The sequence below is a fragment of the Mesorhizobium sp. W050 genome, assembly GCF_054719535.1.
Window position 1 is genome coordinate 2804124 of the sequence record NZ_JBTTIH010000001.1, and the last position, 21243, is coordinate 2825366.

22 protein-coding genes and 1 pseudogene are annotated in these 21243 nt (G+C 62.0%); 9 read left to right on the plus strand and 14 right to left on the minus strand.

From position 1 onward, the window contains the following. Positions 1 to 487: 487 nt before the first annotated feature. From ACYG9Y_RS13565 to ACYG9Y_RS13585, 5 genes are all read left to right on the plus strand, one after another. Positions 488 to 1000 carry a DUF4142 domain-containing protein gene (locus tag ACYG9Y_RS13565; protein WP_023739470.1) on the plus strand — a complete coding sequence of 171 codons (513 nt, stop codon included), beginning with the start codon at positions 488 to 490 and terminating at the stop codon, positions 998 to 1000. Between the two features lie 188 nt (positions 1001 to 1188). Further along, positions 1189 to 1545, plus strand: coding sequence for a hypothetical protein (locus ACYG9Y_RS13570; RefSeq protein WP_023739471.1), 357 nt, complete (start codon positions 1189 to 1191; stop codon positions 1543 to 1545). 38 nt (positions 1546 to 1583) lie between these two features. Then, positions 1584 to 2024, plus strand: a complete 441-nt coding sequence (locus ACYG9Y_RS13575) for a hypothetical protein (RefSeq protein WP_023749387.1) — start codon at positions 1584 to 1586, stop codon at positions 2022 to 2024. A 195-nt stretch (positions 2025 to 2219) separates the two neighbouring features. Further along, complete coding sequence (locus ACYG9Y_RS13580; protein ID WP_023708917.1) at positions 2220 to 2426, plus strand: hypothetical protein; 207 nt, start codon at positions 2220 to 2222, stop codon at positions 2424 to 2426. 326 nt (positions 2427 to 2752) lie between these two features. After that, on the plus strand, positions 2753 to 2965 hold the full coding sequence (locus tag ACYG9Y_RS13585) for a DUF3606 domain-containing protein (protein ID WP_023739473.1): 213 nt from the start codon (positions 2753 to 2755) through the stop codon (positions 2963 to 2965). Between the two features lie 254 nt (positions 2966 to 3219). On the opposite strand, the gene ACYG9Y_RS13590 is transcribed toward ACYG9Y_RS13585, so the two are convergent. From ACYG9Y_RS13590 to ACYG9Y_RS13655, 14 genes and pseudogenes are all read right to left on the minus strand, one after another. Next, complete coding sequence (locus ACYG9Y_RS13590; protein WP_156929821.1) at positions 3220 to 3420, minus strand: hypothetical protein; 201 nt, start codon at positions 3418 to 3420, stop codon at positions 3220 to 3222. A gap of 405 nt (positions 3421 to 3825) precedes the next feature. Then, positions 3826 to 4136 (minus strand): annotated as a pseudogene (locus ACYG9Y_RS13595) (Rieske 2Fe-2S domain-containing protein). Positions 4137 to 4163: 27 nt separating this feature from the next. Next, entirely contained in the window at positions 4164 to 5258 is a 1095-nt protein-coding gene (locus ACYG9Y_RS13600) for a fatty acid desaturase family protein (RefSeq protein WP_023739476.1), read from the minus strand. A gap of 117 nt (positions 5259 to 5375) precedes the next feature. Further along, positions 5376 to 6551, minus strand: a complete 1176-nt coding sequence (locus ACYG9Y_RS13605) for an aldose 1-epimerase family protein (protein ID WP_023739477.1) — start codon at positions 6549 to 6551, stop codon at positions 5376 to 5378. 10 nt (positions 6552 to 6561) lie between these two features. Then, positions 6562 to 7344, minus strand: coding sequence for an ATP-binding cassette domain-containing protein (locus ACYG9Y_RS13610; RefSeq protein ID WP_198018654.1), 783 nt, complete (start codon positions 7342 to 7344; stop codon positions 6562 to 6564). Continuing rightward, positions 7341 to 8345, minus strand: a complete 1005-nt coding sequence (locus tag ACYG9Y_RS13615) for an ABC transporter permease (protein ID WP_050586906.1) — start codon at positions 8343 to 8345, stop codon at positions 7341 to 7343. The genes ACYG9Y_RS13610 and ACYG9Y_RS13615 overlap by 4 nt, the downstream gene beginning before the upstream one ends. A gap of 61 nt (positions 8346 to 8406) precedes the next feature. Beyond that, entirely contained in the window at positions 8407 to 9348 is a 942-nt protein-coding gene (locus tag ACYG9Y_RS13620) for a sugar ABC transporter substrate-binding protein (RefSeq protein WP_023689426.1), read from the minus strand. Positions 9349 to 9403: 55 nt separating this feature from the next. Then, positions 9404 to 10318: a sugar phosphate isomerase/epimerase family protein gene (locus ACYG9Y_RS13625; RefSeq protein WP_023739479.1), complete on the minus strand. Its 915-nt coding sequence runs from the start codon at positions 10316 to 10318 to the stop codon at positions 9404 to 9406. 26 nt (positions 10319 to 10344) lie between these two features. After that, positions 10345 to 11442 (minus strand): Gfo/Idh/MocA family protein, encoded by a 1098-nt coding sequence (locus tag ACYG9Y_RS13630; RefSeq protein WP_352459447.1) that lies wholly within the window; start codon positions 11440 to 11442, stop codon positions 10345 to 10347. A gap of 35 nt (positions 11443 to 11477) precedes the next feature. Further along, complete coding sequence (locus tag ACYG9Y_RS13635) at positions 11478 to 12539, minus strand: ABC transporter ATP-binding protein (protein WP_023740300.1); 1062 nt, start codon at positions 12537 to 12539, stop codon at positions 11478 to 11480. A 1-nt stretch (position 12540) separates the two neighbouring features. Beyond that, positions 12541 to 13632, minus strand: coding sequence for an ABC transporter ATP-binding protein (locus ACYG9Y_RS13640; RefSeq protein WP_023740299.1), 1092 nt, complete (start codon positions 13630 to 13632; stop codon positions 12541 to 12543). Beyond that, positions 13629 to 14585, minus strand: a complete 957-nt coding sequence (locus ACYG9Y_RS13645; RefSeq protein WP_023740298.1) for a carbohydrate ABC transporter permease — start codon at positions 14583 to 14585, stop codon at positions 13629 to 13631. The genes ACYG9Y_RS13640 and ACYG9Y_RS13645 overlap by 4 nt, the downstream gene beginning before the upstream one ends. Then, positions 14582 to 15442, minus strand: coding sequence for a carbohydrate ABC transporter permease (locus ACYG9Y_RS13650; RefSeq protein WP_023740297.1), 861 nt, complete (start codon positions 15440 to 15442; stop codon positions 14582 to 14584). The genes ACYG9Y_RS13645 and ACYG9Y_RS13650 overlap by 4 nt, the downstream gene beginning before the upstream one ends. 76 nt (positions 15443 to 15518) lie before the next feature. Further along, positions 15519 to 17132: an extracellular solute-binding protein gene (locus ACYG9Y_RS13655; protein ID WP_023749389.1), complete on the minus strand. Its 1614-nt coding sequence runs from the start codon at positions 17130 to 17132 to the stop codon at positions 15519 to 15521. A gap of 355 nt (positions 17133 to 17487) precedes the next feature. Here ACYG9Y_RS13655 and ACYG9Y_RS13660 point away from each other — a divergent pair, with 355 nt between their 5' ends. The 4 genes from ACYG9Y_RS13660 (at position 17488) to ACYG9Y_RS13675 (ending at position 21113) form a co-directional block, all read left to right on the plus strand. Continuing rightward, entirely contained in the window at positions 17488 to 18516 is a 1029-nt protein-coding gene (locus ACYG9Y_RS13660) for a LacI family DNA-binding transcriptional regulator (RefSeq protein ID WP_023697399.1), read from the plus strand. A 415-nt stretch (positions 18517 to 18931) separates the two neighbouring features. Further along, a complete protein-coding gene (locus ACYG9Y_RS13665) occupies positions 18932 to 19822 on the plus strand; it encodes an adenylate/guanylate cyclase domain-containing protein (RefSeq protein ID WP_023731706.1) in 891 nt (296 codons plus the stop codon). A 697-nt stretch (positions 19823 to 20519) separates the two neighbouring features. Then, on the plus strand, positions 20520 to 20693 hold the full coding sequence (locus tag ACYG9Y_RS13670; protein ID WP_084014410.1) for a helix-turn-helix domain-containing protein: 174 nt from the start codon (positions 20520 to 20522) through the stop codon (positions 20691 to 20693). 240 nt (positions 20694 to 20933) lie between these two features. Beyond that, positions 20934 to 21113, plus strand: a complete 180-nt coding sequence (locus tag ACYG9Y_RS13675; protein WP_031253500.1) for a hypothetical protein — start codon at positions 20934 to 20936, stop codon at positions 21111 to 21113. The last annotated feature ends 130 nt before the right edge of the window (positions 21114 to 21243 follow it).

Genomic DNA, 21243 nt, shown 5'->3' on the forward strand with positions numbered 1-21243 from the left:
TTTGACTCGGACGTGATTCCTCTACTTGTCATTCAATATCCTTGCCTAAGCACCCCATCGTCAATAATATTGTGCGGTGCAACAAGATTCAGAGATGGACCATGCGACGATCAGTAAGCGGCTAATACCGCCGATCTGACATACAATGCTATATTAGCTCCTCTTGACGAACCCGACCGGCGGGCCGAATCAGAATCCCGTCAGCGCAACCCTGCAAAATCGCACTGGTCTGCCTGAAGCATCGCGACGATGGCCGACGATTTCTTTAGGAGATTTGAATGTCGCACAACGTGCTGCCCACCAAGCCGACGGCCGCGCTGAGCTCCGCGCAGTCACCGGTCTTGGCTACGGCCGGATCTATGATCAAAGCCCTGAGCCGGAGCCATCCGGGGTCCACGCCTGCCGCCCCGTATTTATTGTCACCAAAAGGGGAACAACGGCAGCTCGGCCGTGTTGGGCCAGTTAAGCAATATTGCAGGAGCACAACATGCATTTCGTCAAAGCGCTTTTAGCTGCGATCGCCATCGGTCTCATCAGCCCGGGGGCAATGGCTCAGACCGCGACGACGTCCCCGCAGGAATTTGTCAAAGCAGCTGCGAGCTCAGATATGTTCGAGATCCAGTCGAGTGAATTGGCACTGCGGAAATCGAAGACATCACGAGTGAAGGAATTCGCTCGCATGATGATCAAGGACCACACGACCTCTTCCAAGCGGCTCATTGCGGCGGCAAAGAAGGACGACGTCGCAGTGGCGCCGGAGATGACAAGCAAGCATGCTGCCCAATTGGAAGCGTTGAGCAACGACAGCAGCGGGGCGTTCGATAACGCCTATATCGACGCCCAGGTGGCAGCGCACCAGGAAGCCCTGACGCTGATGACCTCCTATGCAGAAAACGGTCAGGCAAAACATCTGGCGGCCCATGCGAAAAAGACCGCGCCGGTGATCCGGCAGCATTTCAAACATGCCCAGCAACTGAGCAAGAGCGGTTCTCAGGGCTGAGTGGATCTGGCCACGGCGTTGGTTCTTCGCGGCGCTGTGGAGTCTGTGGCCAACACTGCCTCCGCGCTCAGGGACGCTGCAACCTTTAAGCGGTGGTCGATGCAGCAACTCTAAAGGTGCGTCGCTCAGGTAGTCCGGCGTGCAAGCACCAGCGTCGTCGAAGTTGCCAAACGAACAGGAGACCTGACATGCCAAAGCAAAACGAGACCTCGCATTCGAGACGAAGTGACTTCGCCAATGATGAACCCATTCGCCCGGAGGATGCCGCCGTGTTGGACAGCCCCGTGGGCCACGAAGACAGGCACGGCGCGGAGCCAGGTTTCGTGGGAGCCGACGATGTCGACCAGTCGATCGGCGCAAGGCCCCGCAGCGAAATTACCGGTCGTCATGATGAAGGGGCAGGCGCCAATGAGACGATGGACGGCTTAAGCGAAACCGAGGAACTGACCCGCAGCTACGCCGAGGACATACCAACCGGTGACAATGATGAGGATGAAGAAGACATCCCTGTCTTCGAAAGAGGCCGAAGCAACACCGACCTCTGAGCGGCGCCAAGTTTGAACCCACGGTGAGGAACATGACAATGAGCACATTCGGACTTCGGATTGTGTCTTTGGGGCTCCGGGCTTTTTTGGGGCTGGGGGCCTCGCTGATTTTGGGCGCCCAGGCATCTGCGCAGACAAGTCAGCCGGCTCAACAATCCGGCGACTCATCGCAAACAGGCAAGCACGATCGTCTGCCGGCGCAAGGATCGTCGCCGACCGCCAAGGATGATGTCGGCGTTGACGTCTCGCTCGGCCGGCCGGAGGTGAAGCAACAGGTTGCAAGACATCTAGGAGTGGCTGAGACCGAGTTACCACTAGCGGTGCATGTGCCGATCGCGCTCGCTTCGCAAGTCTGCGGGCAAGAGGTATTTACCGCCCGCGCCAATGTAAACCGAAGCTGCACCGCGACGAAGTTCATTCCGGAAATCGCCGAGGCGGCACGCAACCATCCACAAACCTCCGCGGTACCGGAGCAGTAGCATCGAAATGTCCGAACCCGGCGCGACGGTCGCGCCATGCTTACCCTAGGATAGCGCTCCAACCCGGCGTAAATCAGCCCCACCGCCGTCTGTTGGCGGCATGCATGATGGCGTTCGCCGCCGTCTCTTAACCAATGTGAATGCTGTCGCTCCGCAGCCACGCTACGAGATCCTGTCCGAAGCGGAGGCAGGCAGATGCCACTGGAGTGCCTGATCGATCAATATGTGAGCAGCCGCAAGCGGCGGGGTCTTTTGTCGACACGGCATGCTCTCGAGGCGTTGAAAGAGGCCCTTCCGGCGCTGTCGATCGGCGAAAGCCATCTTGTCAATATGATCGCCGAGCGAGCGCTCGCCTTTGGCCTCGCCATCCACTTCGATCACTCCGGCGAGAATGCCGGGTAAGACATCCACGAGAGCGTCTGCTGATGCCACAGGACGAGGAACTCGGTGTCGCGTAGTTCCATCTTCATTGCCTGGCGGTCGGGCAAATCATTCCGAGGCTGCTCCCGTCCGTGTTCTGGGCGGGTGGTGAAGGTCGCCGACGCGATGCCACGGCGTGCGCCGACCTCACCCCGGCATTCGACAACCCTCCAGCTTTCGCCAGTTGGAGCTTTCGTCTACTTGCAGCAGCCCTAGCGAGGCTCGATCAGCCTCCGCGTTCGGCGGTTTCGGAAGTTTTGCTCCAGCGGGCGGTTCGGGCCGACGAATTGAGGTTGAAGGAGAAGATGATGACGGACAACAAAAGCGAGCGTGATTTTGGCGACAGGAACCGGGTCTCGTCCAACGAACGCAACGAAGTCGAGCATTTTGCCCAGCAGAACGGCATCACGCCTGAGCAGGTGATGGAGCTCATCAAAGCCGCCGGGAATGACCGCGCCTCGTTGACCGCGGCTGCGAAGGAATTGAAATCAGTTTCCCGGGGCGGCTCGCTTACGGCATGAATCCGTCGCTACCGAAGAGGATCATGAACCTTCGAGAGTTTGAGTGTAGCATCATCCTGACGCACACGCGGAGCAGATCGAGCGTGAAAGTGACAATTCTACCCCTGCCCAACATGCGGAAAGCGCTGGAGGTTCGGGGCTGCGCAGATCGGCTATCGTCACCCCGAACCATAATCCACTCGAACGCGAGTCCTGGACGCACGGCGGACCGAGCCTACTTCCTGCCGTCGTTCAACAATAATCCCGCGCCGCAGTCAGCCAGCGAGATCGCCGTCGCCTGCCGGACGCGTGTCGGCTTCCAAACTGACAAACGCACCGCCTTTGTAGCGACGCTTTCCAGCCACGATCAGCTGCGCAGCTTTGCCGCGCTTGCTGCGCACCAATAAATTCCATCTCCTTCCCTCACACTGATCTTGCTCAGCGGTCGTTTTGCCGCTGCGGTAGGCGCTGTCCATCCGCTTCGATCGCGGTGGCGCCCAGTATCAACGCTGCCAGATCAAACCGCACAATCAGCACCTCAAAGCTGATCAGCAGAAGCAGCAGTGAATCAGGACCTCGTCGATCAGAGGCGGAAAGCCCAACTAAGAAAACCGCCGGCGGTGCCGATCTCGAAGAAATTCTAGCCCGCACGGTGAACAGGCTGGGGGCCGCATCGCGATATAGGGTTCAGCACAGCTCCAGCGGTACCGAGACGATCGACCCCTGCCCGCTCGGCGCCCCTCGGCCACTCAATGACCAGCACGCGCAGCATGGTCAGCTGGCTTAGCCTTCATGGCGCAGATCGGCCACGGTCCGTCTCTTTCGGCTATGAAAACGTCACTCTGCTTTGCTAAACGCGGTGCTGGACCGGTTACCAAGCGTCAGATCTGGAGCATCACCTTGCCGGCCTCGATTCTCACCGGATAGATCGCGAGATTGACGCAGACCCGGCGCGCCCTTGGCCTGGCCGGCCGCAATTGAAGCGGCCAATATGCTTCAAGGCATTCGATGACGTCGTCGATCACCAGCCCTTCGGCCGCATGCGCCTTCTCATGCGTACAATATCCGTCGGTGGCGAAGAACTCGTCATTGGGCGAGCGGCAAACCGCGAAGCTGCGGCCGCGAGGATCGAAGCAGATGACATCCTCTTTCGAGATGTCGTCCACCGCGCACGCTTCATCCAGTCAGCCATCTCCGGCTCCGGCAAAATTCGCTATCGCTATTCAGCGGCCGCCGACATATCCACCTGGTGAAATTCGCCGCGATAGGGTCTGGCTGTCGGCGGCAATTTCCGCTCGAGATAAAAATCCTCATATTTCAGCTGTCGAAGCAGCACCGGCCAGACCTCGCGATAGGCATGCCACATCGACGGGTTCGGCACCGGCAGGTCGTGCTTGATCAGCTCGTGCAGTCTTGGCAGCGCATGATAGGGCACCATCGGGAACATATGGTGTTCGACATGGTAATTCATGTTCCAGTAGATGAAGCGGCTGACCGGGTTCATGTAGACGGTGCGCGTGTTCAGCCGGTGGTCGACGACATTGTCGGCCAGGCCGATATGCTGCAGCAACCCTGTCAGCACCATGTGCCAGCTGCCATAGAGGCGCGGCAGGCCGATCAGCACCAGCGGCAGCAGTGACCACGTGAACAACGCCAGCCCGACTGTCGCCGCATAGATGGCGACATGCCAGCGCGCAGCGATCACCGCCTTGTGCTGCTCCATCTCGGGGATATAGCTCTTCTCTTCATCGGACAGCTTGCCGAACGCCTGGCGCACCAGCGTCGGCAGCGAATAGCGGAAATCGAGAATACCGGTGAAGGCGAGCGCCGCCCGCAGCAGATCTGGGGGGCGCATGACGGCGATTTCGGCATCGCGGCCGACGATGATGGTATCGGTGTGATGGCGGGCATGGCTCCAGCGCCATTGCACTGGGTTGCGCATCAGCATGAAGCTTGAGATCTGGTAGACGACATCGTTCATCCAGCGCGTCCGGAACGCGGTGCCGTGGCCGCATTCGTGCCAGCGCGAGTCGCTCGACGAGCCGTAAAGCACGCCATAGACGAACAGGAACGGCACCACCCACCACGTGCCCCAGAACCATACGATGCCGGCGGCCGACACCAGGATCGCCGCGACCCAGATGATCGTGTCGCGGATCGCCGGCCCGTCGGAGCGTTGCATCAACTCCTTGATCGCCTTGCGCGGGACATCGGTGTGATACCATTCGGCCGAAGCCAATCCGGTCTCGATGGCGCGCTTGGTGCTTTCACCGACCAGGCTGTAGTCGCGCTTCCTGCTTGCCGTCATCGTCATCTCCGTTTCCCGCCTGCGCTCCGCAAGGGCCGCCTGGGGTCGGCCGGGCCGCGCCTGCTTCCGTATTCCGGCGCACTTCCCGCCCGCCGCGGCAACCGATCGTGTGTTTCAAGCCGGTCACGCCTGCAGTCTCGCAAAAGCGCCCGACGGCGCAGGGTAATCCTGTTGCGGCTGCCGGGCGATCGACCCTATCCTCGCTTCCGCTTGGGCGATCTGACCGGCACCGTCGAGCACCCGGAACACGGCGTCATAGGAGCGGCTTTCGCCATGGTCCAGCCAGATCATCTCGCCCCGTTCGCGCGCGGCGAGATTGCCCAGAACATGATGCGTCGAGGGTTCGATTCCCAACGCATATAGGCCGGCCTGGAAGTTCTGCCACTGATAGGTGCAGGGCAGCTGATCCTTGCGGGTAACGACCTCGAAGCCGAGGCCCAGGTGGTCATTGACGACGGCCACCGGCACCTCGCCCGCCGCATCGGCGCCAAGCTCGTGCTCCCAGACCTGCTCGCTGAATCCGAGCTGCGGCGCCGGCACGGTTCGGTAGCCGACCTTCTGCGCCTCGTAGCGTTCGCCGGCGTGCGCCGCCCAGACGACATCCCGGATCGGCGCCAGGTAGCGCGAACCCTCGTCGAGCAAGGGATGGCTGACGTTGACGTGATAGAAATACATATGCGGCGTGCGGCTGAAACCGTGATTGACGACGCGGTCCGACAGGCGGATCTCGCTGCCGCCGACATCGGCCTCGATGCGGCGCAGCAACTGGAGATCCTCGCCGAACACGGTTGCCTGCTGGACAATGCCTTCCGCCCACAGCACGCACCGGTCGCCGTCCCAGGCCTCGCCGTAGCCGGTCAGCCGCGCCGGCACGGTGCCGATGCGGCCATGCAGCGAATGCAATACCCGCTTGCGCCCCGGATAATTGTAGCTTTCGGCCGGCACGTCTTCCCGGCCCAGTATATGGTCGAGGCCGCAGGTGACGAGCAACCCCGAGAACGACCGGCCAAAGGCGAAGCCGTCCTCCCCTTCATGCTCGTGCAGTCCGGGGTGGCGAAAGCCGCTCGGCGAATGCCAGCCGATCGCCTGGCCCCGGAAGTCGCAATCGGCGATATCGAGCGCCCGGTCGACCAGCGCCGTGAAGCGCAGGCCGGAGCCGGTGCGGAACTCGAGCATCCGGATGCCGCGCTCCACGCCGTCGCCGAGCGTCATCAGTCGCACGCCGGCGAACTGCGACAGCATGCCGGACCGCTCGACCACCTGCCTTCGCGACAGCGTCTTGCCGTAAAGCTCTACCATGCGACGTCCTTCACTTTGCCCTCGCCTCCTTGAGCAAGGCCGACATGTCGGCGCCGGTGATGATGCTTTCCACCGTCAACAGGTCGGTGTCGGCGACCGTTTGTTCCGCGACGATTTCGCCGCGGCGCATGACGATGATGCGGTCGGCGACCTGGAACACGTGGTGGATGTTGTGGGTGATGAGCAGCACCGAGTGGCCGGCGTCGCGCACCTCCTTGACGAAGCGCAGCACGCCGTGGGTTTCCTCGACGCCAAGATTGTTGGTCGGCTCGTCGAGTATGATCACCTTGGCGGCGAACTGCATGGCGCGCGAGATCGCGATCGATTGCCGCTCACCGCCCGAGAGCGTGCTCACCAGCGCATCTGCATCGAGCTTTTTCGAAATGCCGACCCGCTTCAGCAGCGCCGAGGCGGCGTTGCGAAACTTGGCGAGGTCGAGGGGCGCGAACACGCCGAGCCAGCCGAAATTGACCGGCTCCCGACCCAAGAAAAGATTGCGCGCGATGCTGAGGTCCGGCGCGAGCGATGTGTCCTGATGGATAGTCTCGATGCCGAGGTCCATCGCGTCGCGCGTCGAGCGGATCGACGCCTTCTCGCCGCGCACGAAGATGTCGCCGTGGTCGGCCGGGAAGACGCCGGAGATCGCTTTGATCAGCGTCGACTTGCCGGCGCCATTGTCGCCAAGCAGGGCAACCACCTCGCCTTCGTTGAGGGTGAACGAGGCGTTCTTCAGCGCACGCACGTTGCCGAAGGACTTTTGCAGGTCTTGCAGACGCAGCACTTCCATCCTCAGCTCCTTGCGGCGTTCTTCTGCAGCAAAGCGTGCAGGATGAGCATGGCGAGGATGATGACGCCGACGAAGATGTTGTATGCCAAGCCCGGCACACCGATCAGCACGATGCCGTTGCGGATGGCGCGCAGCATCAGCGCGCCGACGATGGTGCCGAGGATGGTGCCGCGCCCGCCGGTGAGCGCCGTGCCGCCGACCACCACCATGGCGATCACTTCGAGTTCGTAGCCGGTGCCGGCCACCGGCGAGGCGGCCGAAATCCGGAACGCGCTGATCATGCCGGCCAGCCCGGCCACCACCGAGGTCAGGATGAACAGCCAGATCTTGACCGCGTCGGCCGGCACGCCGCGCGCCACCGCTGCGTTGCGGTTGCTGCCGATGGCGCTGATCCAGTTGCCGAGCTTCGCGTAGCGCAGGATGTAAATCGCCAGCAGCGACAGGCCGATGAACCACCAGAGCGAGGTGTAGAACCGGAACGAGCCTACATTGAAGCTGCCGGCAAGCAGCGTGACGAAGAAGCCGGGCTGGTCCCACGACTTCAGGGGGAATCCCTGCGTGATGTAGAGCGCCGCGCCGCGCACGACGAGCAGCATCGACAGCGTGACCAGGAACGAGGAAATGCCGATCTTGGTGACGATCAGCCCGTTGATGGCGCCGATCGCGATGCACAGCACAAGCCCGGCCAGGAGGGCGACGCCGATGTCGATACCGCCATTCTGCACCAGCAGCATCACCACGACGGGCGCAAGGCCGAACACGGCGCCGACCGACAGATCGAACTCGCCCGCCGTCAGCAGCAGCGTCATGCCGAGAGCGATGATGCCGAGCTCGGGCAGGAACGCCATCATGTTGGATATGTTGAGCGGCGACAGGAAGTTGCCGTCGGCGATGGCGAACACCACGAGCAGCACGATGAGGATGATGAGCGAGGAGAATTGCGGCGAACGCAGCAGCGCAGACCTGCCCTTCGCTCGCTGCGTGTCGTCGTCTGCTGTGATTGCCATATCTGTCAGGACCATGCGTTTCGTCCGGCGCCCGCCATTTCGGGGCGGGCGCCGATTGTCGTCACTTGTTGTAGAGTTTCAGGATCGGCTCGACGCTCGAGGCGTCGTAGAGGCTGAATGTGTGAATGTCGTAGCCGATCGGCTCGCCAGAGGCCGCAAGCCCGAGCAGCGCCACCGGCATGAAGCCCTGCGCCGACGGGTACTGCCAGGCCGCAGCATTGACGAAGCCGGACTTGACCGCCTCGGCCGTCTCCTTTGAGTTGCCCCAGCCGACGACCGGGACCTTGCCGGCCGACACACCGGCCCCGTCGAAGACGCGTTTGATGCTTGCTGCCACGGAATCGCCGAGTGCAATGATTGCCGGCGGATTGTTGGCGACCATGTAGTCGGTCATCTTGGCGATGATGCCGGCCGGGTCGGTGCCGCAATCGACCACGTCGTACTTGATGCCGAGCGGATCGAAGACGCTGGCGATGCCCTCGGTCTCCAGCTGCTGGTAGCTGGCGCCCGGCACTTCGACTGGCAGGAACACCTTGTCGCCCTGCTTCACCATCTTGTGGTCGACGAGATACTTGGCCCAGATGACGCCCGCTTCCCTGAGGTCGGCCCCGACATAGGCCTGCCGCCCGGTCGCCGGATCGTCGGTGTTGAAGAACACGATCGGTATGCCGGCGGCCTTGGCGGCCTTCACCTCCTCCGTCCACAGGCCGGGCTGAGCCGAGGTGGTGGCGATGCCGTCCGGCTTGGCGGCGAGCGCCGAGTTGAAAGCCTCCTTCTGCGCCGCCATGTCGCCGCCGCTGAACGAGATCTTGCAGGTCACCTTGAGCTGGTCGCAGGCCTTGGTCGCGCCGGCATTCCAGTCGATCCAGAACGCGTCCGAAGGGCCACCATGCGACAGCAGATAGAAGGTCTTCTGGCCGTCCTGCGCGAATGCCGGCAGGCTCAAGGAGACCCCGGCCACCAGCGTTGCCGCGGCAGCCACTTTCAATGCGAATTTCAACATTCATTCCTCCCTTGGTTGGAGTTGCGCCGCCATGCGCCGGCGGCGCAACCGGCGCTCACAGGCCGTTGGCGCGGAACTTCCCGTCGAGGAATTTCTTCGCGCGCGGCACGTCGTCTTCCGAGAGATGCTCGATGATGACCGGGATGTTTGGGTGCTTTTCCGCCAGCCGCTGCAGATAGAGATCGTAATTCAGCGATCCCAGCCCGGGCGCCGGCAGCTCGATCTCGCCGACGCCGCGGAAGGTGTGGCTCTCCATCGCATCCTCGTCGCCGATGTCGGCATGCTTTTCCGACTTGTCGCTGCCCGAACGCTTGACGTCCTTGGCATGCGCGATCTTGATCTTGTCGGTCAGCGTATCGAACACCTGGTTCAGGATCTGGTCCATCCTGTCGATGTTGTGGGTTTCGAAATAGTTGGTCGGATCCATCAGCAGGCCGAGGCCGGGATGGTCGACCTGGGCGAACATCTTCACCGTCTCCTCGACCGAGCCAACGACGTTGTTGACGTAGGTCTCGAGGAGGAAGACCGCGCCATGGTCATAGGCGGTCTGGGCAAGCTCGGCGATCACCTTGCGGCATTCCTCGAATCCTTCCTCGGTCTTGTTCTTCGGGTGATGCACCCAGTCGGATTCGGTGTTGTAGGTACCGGTCTCGGAGATCACGTAGGGCGAGCCGAAGCTGCGGGCGTTGCGAATGATCTCCTTGAGATAGCCGACGCGCTTGTCGCGCTCGGATTTGTCGGGATGGATGATGTTGGTGTAGCCCGACACGCAGCAGATCGGCAGGTTGTTGTCGCGGAAGACGTCGCGCACCTGCTTGGCCTTTTCCTCAGTGATCTGCCCGGCCGACAGATCGATATCCCTAAAATGCAGGTCGAGCTGCACCGTGTTGAAACCGAGCCCGCGGATCTTCTTCGCCGTCTCTTCGAGGCCGTACGGGAAATAGCCGGTGAAAATACCTGCCTGCATCATGATGTGAATTCCTCCCTGTAAGCGATTCAGTTGACTGAGTTTATCGATATCTCGGAAAGCTTGACCGTGCGGCCCTCGTCGATCGAGCGATAGCCGGCCTCGACCAGCGCCATCGTCTTGACGTTGTCGGCCACCGATAATGCCGGCGGCGCGCCTGTCTTCACCGCATGCTGCAATTGCTCCATCACGCCGATGAAGGCATGCGGGAACCACATCGTGTCCCAGCTCGGGCTGACCCATTCGCCGCCGGTCGTCTCGGTCGAGGCATAGGTCAGCGTCGAGGCAGCGCCTTTCGGCCAGCCGATCGTGCCTTTGGCGACACCCTTGGTGCCGTCGACGCGCCAGTTGATGTGCTGGTCGTCCAGATAGCCCTCCTGGCGCGGTCCGCACCAGACATCCTCCAGCGACACGGCGAGCACGCCGGAGGGAAAGCGCAGCGTCGAGACGGTGATGCCGTCGCTATGCTCGAATGTCGTGCGCGGGTCCTTGCGTGTCAGCGTGGTGATTTCCGAGGGATCGCCGAACAGAAAGCGCAGCACGTCGAGATGATGCACGCTCATATTGGCGAGCGTCAGCCGGTCGTAGTCCTGAAGGAAAGTCTGCCAGTGCGGGATGGCATGCATGTCGATCTGCGCGAAGACGATGTCGCCCAGCGCGCCGCTGTCGATGATCTGCTTCAGAACGCGCATCGACTGGTCGTAGCGCATGTTCTGGTTGACCGAGAGGATCTTGCCGGACTTTGATGCTTCGTCGCGCAGCTTCACGGCTTCATCGACCGACAGCGCCAGTGGCTTCTGCGCCAGGATCGCCTTGACGTGGCTCTGCTTCAGCGCATGGCGGATCAGCGCCGGCTGCTGGTCGGGCGGAAAGGCAAGGTCGACGATCTCGACCTCAGAATCCTCGATCAGCTGTTCCGGCGTGTCGTGCACGGTCGGGATGTCCCAACGCGTGGCGACCTTCTGCGCATTGGAACGGGTCCGCGAGGCGATCGCCATCACGTTGAACCCCGCTTCGCGATAGGCTGCCAGATGGCACTCGGCCATGATCATGCCGGCGCCGATGCAGCCGATACGGTATTCTTTCGTGCGGACCTTCACGTCCGGCTCGAAGCCTTCGCTCGCCATGTCTTCCTCCCGCAATTCTGTTTTCGCAGCCGCGATCATCTCGCCAACGCGCCTCCGTCCTGCCCGAAATAATGCACCCGGGCCGGCTCGCAGGATATCGCTACCGCCGCATCCGGCCTGATGTCGGGCTGGCCGCGCAGCAGCGCCTTCAGCCGCGCCTCTCCGGCGGCGAGCGTTACCACCGTGTAGCCGCCAAGCGGCTCGACCTCGAACACGCGTGCCGGGCGGCCAACGCCCCCGTCGACCCAGGGCCGGACCTGGATGTCCTCCGGCCTCAGCCCGATTTCGATCGCGTCGGCCGGAGCAGCGCGATCGGCGATGCTGACCGTGCCTTCTGCGGCCTCGATGCCACCGTCGCCGCGAACGGATTTGAGGATGTTCATCATCGGCGAACCAAGCAGTCGCGCCACATAGGTGTTCGCCGGGCGGTCGTAGATCTCCGCCGGAGCGCCGATCTGCCGGATCCTGCCATTCTCCAGAATGGCGATGCGGTCGGCGATCGACATCGCCTCTTCCTGGTCATGGGTGACGTAGATCAGCGTCTTGCCGAGTTCGCGCTGGATGCGCTTGAGCTCGACGCGCGTTTCCTCGCGCAGCCGCGCATCGAGCGCAGAGATCGGGTCGTCCATCAGATAGGCGTTCGGGTCGCGCACCAGGGCGCGGGCTATGGCCACGCGTTGCCGCTCGCCACCGGAAAGCTGCGCCGGCGGCTTGTGAAGGATGTGGCCGATATGCAGCTTGGCGGCGACGTCGGCGACACGCTTTTCGATCTGGGCCTCGGCGACCTTGCGCTCGACCAGCGGGAAACGCACATTGTCGCGCGCGCTCATATGGGGGAACAGCGCCAGGTTCTGGAACACCATGGCGACATTGCGCTCGGCCGGCGAGACGGTGTTGACCGGTTTGCCGCCGATCAGGATCTCTCCGGCGTCAGGCGTCTCCAGCCCGAGCACGAGGCGCAGGATTGTCGATTTGCCCGCCAGCGGCGGCCCGAAGAAGCAGAAGAATTCGTTGTCATTGACGGTGAACGAGGCGTCGTCGACGGCGAGCGCCGTGCCGTAGCGCTTGCTGACATTGCGAAAGACGATATCGGCCATGTCAACCTGCCTTCATCGCAATGCCGCTGCGGGCATCGAAGACACGCACGGACGATGCCACGGGGGCGACGACGGCAAGCTCGCCGATCGACAGTCCGACATTATTGTCGAACACCGCCTTCACGGCGGTCTCGCCATCGCCGAGATGGACGATGGTCCTCGCGCCGATCCGCTCGACGAAGCTCACCGGCATGGCGAGGCCGTGCCCGCTCTGCACCAGCGACACCTGTTCGGGCCGAAAGCCGTAAAGCACCTCGGAGCGCGATCCGCGCAAGGTGGCGGCCAGCTCGTCCGGCAGCGTCGGCGTGACCCCCAGCGGCCCGAGATCGACCACCAGACCCCGATCGCTCTCCGTCGGCCTTCCCTTCAGCAGGTTCATGCCTGGGGCGCCAATGAAGCGTGCGACGAAGACGTTGGCCGGATTGTTGTAGACTTCCAGAGGCGTTCCCACCTGCTGCAGCACGCCGTGATCCATGACGGCAATGCGGTCGGCCATGGTCATGGCCTCAAGCTGGTCATGGGTGACGTAGACCATCGTCTGCCTGAACTGGCGCTGCAGCTGCTTGAGCTCGGTCCGCATCACCGCCCGGAAGGCGGCGTCGACATTGGACAGCGGCTCGTCGAGCAGAAAGATCGCCGGCTCCATGATTGCAGAGCGCCCGATCGCCACCCGCTGCAGGATGTTGACCGAGAGCCGGTCGGCCTTGCGGTCGAGCAGCGGCGTCAACTGCAGCAGCTCGGCGGTGGCGCCGACGCGGCGGTCGATCTCAGCTTTCGCCGCACCGCGCATCCGCGGCCCATAGGCAAGGTTCTGGCGCACCGTCATGTGGGTGAAGATGGCGTAGTTCTGGAAAACGAAGCCGACGCCGCGGCGGCCCATGGGCACGCCGGCCATGTCGCGCTCGCCAAACAGGATCTTGCCGCTGGTCGGCTCTTCCATGCCGGCGATCATGTTCATCGTCGTCGACTTGCCGCAGCCCGAAGGCCCGAGCAGCGCCATGAACTCGCCATCGGCGACATCGAGATCCATGGTCTTCAGCGCCGTGAACTCGCCAAAGGTCTTGACCAGGTTGCGCAGCTGGATCGCGCTCATGCCGGCACCAGCCTTGCCCGCGCCATGCGCTTCATGGCGAATACGGCCACGATCGAAAGCACGACCAGGATGGCCAGCGCGATCGCCGCCACATAGCCCCAGATCAGGTCCTGCGTCGTGACCTTGTAGATGTAGACGGAGATCGTCTCCGTGGCGACGCCGGGGCCGCCGCCGGTCATGATGTAGAGCGTGTCGAAGATCTTGAAGTTCTCGATGACGCGGATCGCCAGCGCGATGATGATGATCGTCTTAATCTTCGGCAGCACGATGGTGACGAAGCGCTGCCACGGGTTGGCGCCGAGCAGGGTCGCCGCCTTGATCTGGTCCTGCGGCACGCCGACCAGGCCGGCAAGCAGGATCAGGAACATCAGCGGCGTCCATTGCCAGATATCGGCGATGATCACCGCGATCAGCGCCAGTGTGGGGTCAGACAGCCAGGCGATGGTGACGCGGGAACCGCTGAGTGCCGACAGGATGTCGTTCAGCGGCCCGCCCGACTGGAACAGCATGAAGAACATGTAGCCGGCCACCGCTGGAACCACCATCATCGGCATCAGCAGGATCGAATAGAAGATCCGCTTGCCCGGAAAATCGTCCGCGAACAGCGTCGCCAATGCCAGGCCAAGCAGGAATTCGACGGGCACGCACACGACCATGACGATGGCCGTGCGCCTCAGCGCGCTCCAGAAGCGCGCATCGGCGGCAAGGTCGGTGTAGTTGGCGAAGCTGTTCCACATCTCCCATGCGTTCCACCAGCCGAGGCCGGAGAGCGGCGACCAGTCGGTGACGCTGATGTAGAGCTGCATCAGCAGCGGGAAGACGGAGATGAAGAGCACCAAAACCTGCGCCGGCAGCGTCAGCCGGAATCCCAGCCGCGCTCCCTCGTCCCGCAGCGCGGGCTTGCCAAGCGCGGCCTTTGCGTCCTTTGAGACAGTCACGGTCACCGCGCTCATTGCTTGAGCGCGCCGAACGTCAGTCCGCGCACCAGATGGCGCTGGATGGCGATGCCCATGATGACCGGCGGCACCGCGGCGATAAGACCGAGCGCGGCCTTGGCGCCATAGAGCTGCCCGGTCATCGAGGAGGACAGCGAGGCCATGTAGACGGGGATCGTCACCCATTCACGCGTCGTCAGAAGCAGCGCGATCAGATAGTCCGACCAGTTGAGGATGAAGACGAAGAGGGCGGCGCTGGCTAGCGGTGCGCGCATCATCGGCAGCGTGATGCGTGTGAAGACGCGCAGCCGCGAACAACCTTCGACAAGCGCCGCTTCCTCGATCTCGCGCGGCATGTCGTCGAAGAAGGTCTTCATGAGCCAGAAAGCGAATGGCAGGGTGACGATGCCGTAGATCAGCGCCAGGCCAAACCAGCTGTCGGTGAAGTTGAGAAAGGCCCACATGATCATCACCGGGATCATCACCGCCATCGGCGGAAACAGCCTGAGCTGGATCAGCGCCAGCGGCAGGTTCTGGCCTGAGCCGAAACGCGACAGCCCGTAGGCCGCAGCCGTGCCCGCCGACATTGCGATCGCCGTGCCGAACACCGCCGACAGCAGCGACGACAGGATCGGCTTCAGCGCGGTGCGGTCGAGCGCCACGATCAGATTGTTGTTGGATTCACCGAAGACGAACTGGAAATTGCCGAGCGTCGGGTTCTTCGGCCACCATGTCAGGTCGGCGCCGGTCGCCGACCATTCGGCGATCGGCTTGAAGGCCATCGACACCATCCACAGGATCGGTACCAGCGTCACCGCCATCGCCGCGAAGATCGCGGCGTAGCGGAATATCTCGAAGGGGACGGAACGCTTCATCTGGCTGCTTTGCTGGTGGCGTTGACTGCGGCGGGGAGGAACAGATGCTCCTCCAGCGCTGATCCAGGGAGACGGATCAGCTGATCGGGTCGAGAACAGTCGGCCAGGCCTCCTTGTTGGTCCTTATGGCTTCAAGCAATTTGTCCTCGCCGATGCGGCGGGCGATCTTCTTCCACTCCGCTTCCGTGTCGGCCATCGCCTGTTCCGCCGTCTTGGCCTTGGTCAGCGACGCCATCAGGTTTTCGTCCAATGCGTTGTGGAAGGCGGTGGCGCCGGGATAGTTGATCGTCGGCACCGTGCGGGCGACGGTCTCGCGCACCACGTCGATGTGGTAGGCGTGGTAGGTCTGGCGCACCAGCGGATCGGAGAAATCCGAGAGCCGGAACGGATCGAGATAGCCGCCCGGATTGGCGCTCATCCAGGCATAGATGCGGGCGGAGCCCAGCCACTGCAGCAAGAGGTAGGCGACCTCCTGGTTTTTCGACTGAGACGAGACCATGCCGGTCAGCGAGAACCACAGCACGGAACGGCTGATCAGCTTGCCGTCGACTTCGCGGCCGGGCGGCAGCATCGAGCCGATCTTGCCGGTGACGGCGGAATCCTTGTTGCCGGCATTGTCGAGGAATTTCGGCAGGTTCGAGAAGGCGCAGGTCATCGCCGCGCCGCCCTTGGCGAAATTTCCATACTGCTCCGGCCAGCCCCAGGAGATCGCGTCCGGCGAGTGATGAACGAGCGAGCCGACATATTCGTTGGTGGCGGCAATGCCGTGCTCGGAATTGATCAGCGGCTTGCCGTCGTCGCCGAACAGGAACTGGTTGGGCGATGCCATCGAGACATAGCGCTGATACCAGTTGGTGTAGCCCCAGCCCTGGTTGCGCAGGTCGGTGGAGCCGAACAGGCCCTTGTCGGGCCGCTGGAAGAAGCCCGCGATGTCACTGTGCTGCTTCCAGGTCTTCGGCGGCGCCAGATCGTAGCCGAATTTGTCCTTGAACGCCTTCTGCTCGGCGGCGTCGCCGAACAGGTCGGTGCGGTAGACCCAGGTCTGGAAGTCGCCGTCCAGCGACACGCCATAGTTGGACCCGCGATATTTGTTGAGCAGCGACACGCCCTTGGCGCCGTCGACATAGCCTGTCTTGGGATCGTCCCATTCGGGCTTGTACTGGGCGACGAAGTCGTCGAGCTTGGCGATGCCGCCGGTCTCGGCAAGGTCGCCGAGGCGGTTCCATTCCGTCGAGTAGATGTCATAGGCCCCACCCTTGGTGGAGATGTCCTGCATCGTCTTGGTGAATTCCTGGCCGTTCGGCAGGCCGACGATCTCAATCTGGATGCCGGTTTCCTTTTCCCACAGCTCCTTGATCGACGGCGCACCCGCCGGGAAAGGCTGTGTGAGTTGACCAATCGAGCCATCCGACAGGCCAAGCACGATCTTGGCCGGCGCCTTGCCTGCTCCCTTCAAGGCCTTGGCCGCCTCAACGGCACGGCCTTCCGGCGTGTCGGCGCCATATTGATAGCGCTCGGCGCCCTCGAAACCGGTGGGGCCGCCTACCATGCCTGGCGCCAGCGCGTCGGCCGCAACGGCACGGCCGGGACGGATGAATTGCGGTGCGATACCGGCCGCAGCCACGAACGCCGCCGCCTTTCCTCCGGACGCCAACAATCGGCGTCGCGATATGCGGATCAAATCAGACATTGGAATTCCTCCCTCAGGCCCGATGTTTCCTCCACGAGCCCATTGAGGGATATTGACGGCAGCACCGGAAGGCTGTCAACATCATAAATACTCAAAATACATCGTAACACCGCAACTGCGGAGAAAATACGTCATGCAAAGGTCGACACACCGGCTCAATGCCTCGATTTGATGGGAAATCTGCCTTTCTGGCACGCGACTATCACGCCGGGCGACGCGATTTAGCCCAACCTCCTTGCGCATCGGCTTAGGCTGGATACATCATTTCCCATCAGAATCGCTGATGGCTGGCAGCTATGGCCGTCGGACGGGCTAGCGGCATTGTGCGATCTTATGCATTGAGGAGATGAAGACGGTGCGTTCCACCTTGACTGACATAGCCCGGGAAGCCGGCGTTTCCGCCGCCACCGTCGACCGCGTGCTGAACAACAGGCCCGGTGTGCGGGCGCGCACGCGTGAGATAGTGCTCGAAATGGCGCAGCGCCTCGGCTACATCGCGGAGGGCCCGAACGGAGCGCCGCCCAGGCCCTCACCTGGAGAGGTCATCCGTCTCGACTTCGCTCTGCCGGCCGGCACCAATTCCTTCATCAAGATGCTGCATCGACACATCGAGGCGCAGGCCCTAGCGCGCCCCGATCTCGACGTCCACATCGCCACCATAGAGGGCTTCAACCCCGACCGGCTCGCCCGCCTGCTGCAAGAATTGCGTGGACAGACACAAGGCGTCGGCGTGATCGCGCTCGATCATCCAACGGTGCGCGAGGCGATCCGCTCGCTGTCGGCCAATGACGTCAAGGTGGTGACCATCGCCTCCGACATCCTGCATGTTCCGAGAGTGGCCTATATCGGCATCGACAACCGCGCCGCGGGGCGGCTGGCCGGCTATCTGCTCAACCGCTTCATGGGGTCGGAACGCCCAAGCAAGGTGGCGCTGTTCGCCGGCTCGCTGTCCTATCGCGGCCATGAGGAACGCGAAATGGGATTCCGGCACATCTTGACCGAGGAGTCGCCCAATCTCGAGATCGTCGAGATGCGCGAAATGCTGGATGACCGAGAGAAGGCTTATTCGGAAGCATCAGCGCTTCTGGACCGGCACCCCGATCTTGCCGCGATCTACAATGTCGGCGCCGGCAACACCGGCATCGCTCGGGCGCTGAAGGAGCGTGGACGCGCCAAAGACATTCTCTTTCTCGGCCACGAGGTGACAGACGGCACCAAGGAACTTTTGTTGGATGGGACGCTCGATGCGGTCATAGATCAAAATCCGCGCGTCGAGGCGCGGGAAGCGCTCAACATTTTAAGCCACTCTGTCAGGCACCTGAACTATGAACCGCATCAACCACGACTTCAGGTGATCTTCAAAGAGAATATACCTGAAATCTGATCAATGGATCCGTGATCTTATCGCAAAGCACGGCGTTGGCGTCGCCACCGGTCCCAAATACGAACGAGAGCCCGAATGATCTCGTCAAAGCCGCCGATCTGGCACTATTCCGTGCGAAGTCGGAGGGCCGAGATGGGGTCGTGGTTGATGGTGCATGAGAAGGCCGTCGCCCGTTGCAACTCGGTCAGCCTTTCCGAACCTAAAAAGACCAAGTCCACTCATAGCACCGAAGTCGCGAACGATTGGGGCGAAGAGGGTTCTGGATGTCGGCACGAAGCCGACGAATGGCATACGCCCGTCCGTCCGCGACGATCACCTGAGGCATCGCCCCGGCCCAGGCGCACGAGCAGATATGTCGCAGGCAACCTCGTGTGTTATACACGCACGCTGACTTTTTGGGTCGGACACGAGATCGATGGACCAGGAAACGCTTCTTGCCGCAGTCCTCTTAGCTGATGTCGTGGGCAGCACGCCACTCTATGAGCGGATCGGAGACGATGCCGCTCTACAGCAGGTCTCGGATTGCCTGGACACGATGCGCGAGATTGTCGCCAAGCACCGTGGTGATTTCATTTACTCGAAAGGGGATGACATACTCAGCCTCTTCGAGAGCCCGGAAATGGCGCTGAGGGCCGTCTGCCAAATTACCCATCAACTGACTAAAGGGCCGTTGAGCGCCCGTATCGGATTGCATTTCGGGGCGGTCATTCGGGCGCGGGGCGCGATATTCGGTGACGTTGTCAATGTCACCGCAAGGTTGTCCACCACGGCGAACCCCGGAGAGGTGCTGATCAGCCAGAGCTTCTGCGAAGCCCTTTCCCCGAGAAGCCGCAAGGGCCTGCGGCTCCTCGACAAAATGGCCTTGAAGGGGAAGCAAGAGTTCTTCGATGTCTATACCCTGTGGAGCGACGATGGGGCCCCCGGTACGCAGATCACCAGCCATGGCGCCACTACAGATAGACGCTCGGTCCTGCCGCGGCAGATTCATCTGGTCATCCGCTACAGAGATCAGCTGCGATCCTGTCGAAACGGCGAATCCGTGACAATCGGCAGATCGGCGGAATGCGACATCATCGTCGAGCGGCCCTGGGTATCGAGGCGCCACGCCGCCTTCACCATATTGAATGGCAGAGCTCGGCTTCTCGAACGAAGCTCTTCGGGCACATTTGTGTCCATGGGACTCGGCCATGAAGTATTCGTACGCCGTGAAGATATTATCCTCTTCGGCTCCGGCGTCATCTCGCCTGGAGTGAAGTCGGCACTCGACGAAGCCCAGCTTCTTCACTACGAAATTGTCTCGGATTGACCCGGCCCGGATACTAGGTCGACCGGTTTCGAGCTGGTTCGCTGGCGCCTCAATGTCGCGCCGTACTCTTTGACAGCCATTGGAATCGACCGTTCACAAATGTGCCAAGGCCAATCCAGGAACGTCTGCTCTCGAAGTTGAACTGCGAAGAGCTGACTTCCGTTTCCCTCGCTGAGTTCGACGGAGCCGCGGCCGGTGCATCTCCCTCGCAGGATGCGGAGTTCTACCTGCTCCGAGGCCACATTCTGCAGGTGGATGGTTTCGGCAGCAAGCTGGCCCGCTCGATCGATGACGCGCTAGGTCTTGCCGCGAAAAGGCCGGTGCGTGGGAATTGTGCTGGACTGTCGGCCAGACAATGAGCTGGCGACGGGGAGCGGCCGGCTGAAGCGGGATGCCCGGACCAATTCCCTGCCCTGTGTCGCCTTGATATCCCCAGGCGCTGAAGGTCAGCACAGGCTGTTGCAGCCCGGGTCGACGAACGCTTCATCAGACCATTTGCGCCGCAATAGCTCCTCGACCACCTGCGAAGGCTCGCGATTGGGCTACCGTCACGAAATTGGCGCAGAAGCGCAGACCACTGACATATCGCGACGTCGAGATGGAGCTCGATACCACCGTGTTTGCAGCACCGGGGAAAATTCCTCTTGGGCCGATCGAGTTCAAGTTGCTGCGCCACATGGCTCGAGAATCCTGAAAGGTGATCAGCCGTGATGAATTCATCGCAGCTGGCTGGTCGCAGAAAGCCAGTGTGAGCGCCCAGGTGGTCGACGTTCACATGAGCCAGTCGCGAAAGTTGTTGAAGCAGTCGTCGCAGAGTTGCCATTCGCACCGTGCGGCTTGCCGGCTATTCTCTCGGGACACTGCGGGCTGACAATCTCGGCGGTTGGGTTCAGAAAGGTCGCTGCGTGACGCCGCAAGGGGACCAACGCGATGGGAAAGGTCTTGGCAGCTAGGGGACTTAACGCCACCGACATTGCAGCCGTGGCGCTGCTCTAATCGAGAGAAAGTCTGGGCGTATAGAACAAGCGACATGAGCATGTCGGATTGTTTGCATTCAAACGACCTTTGCGACGTTATCCGTGCCTTCGCCTTGCTGGTGCCGGAGGAAATCATGACGTCGCCCGAGAATTCGGTCGAACTCGTTCGCGACAAGAAGTGGACGGTCCGCGTCACCGCCTACGGCAGCACCCTGACGTTTCCGTTCGAAGCCGAAAGCTATGCACGTTCTTATGCCGATGGTCAGGCATTCCGTCTCGGGGTTCAGGTGGCGGAACTGAAGCGATGCGGCTGACAGTTTGTCGACGCGTTGGCGGATAGCCTGCATCGCCATCGGAACGAATAAGTCGCTGATTGCAGCCTCGCGATTTTTCCATCAAATCCCGCCTGCAATCTTGACAGCAACTCGGCAAAATCCCTCGCCG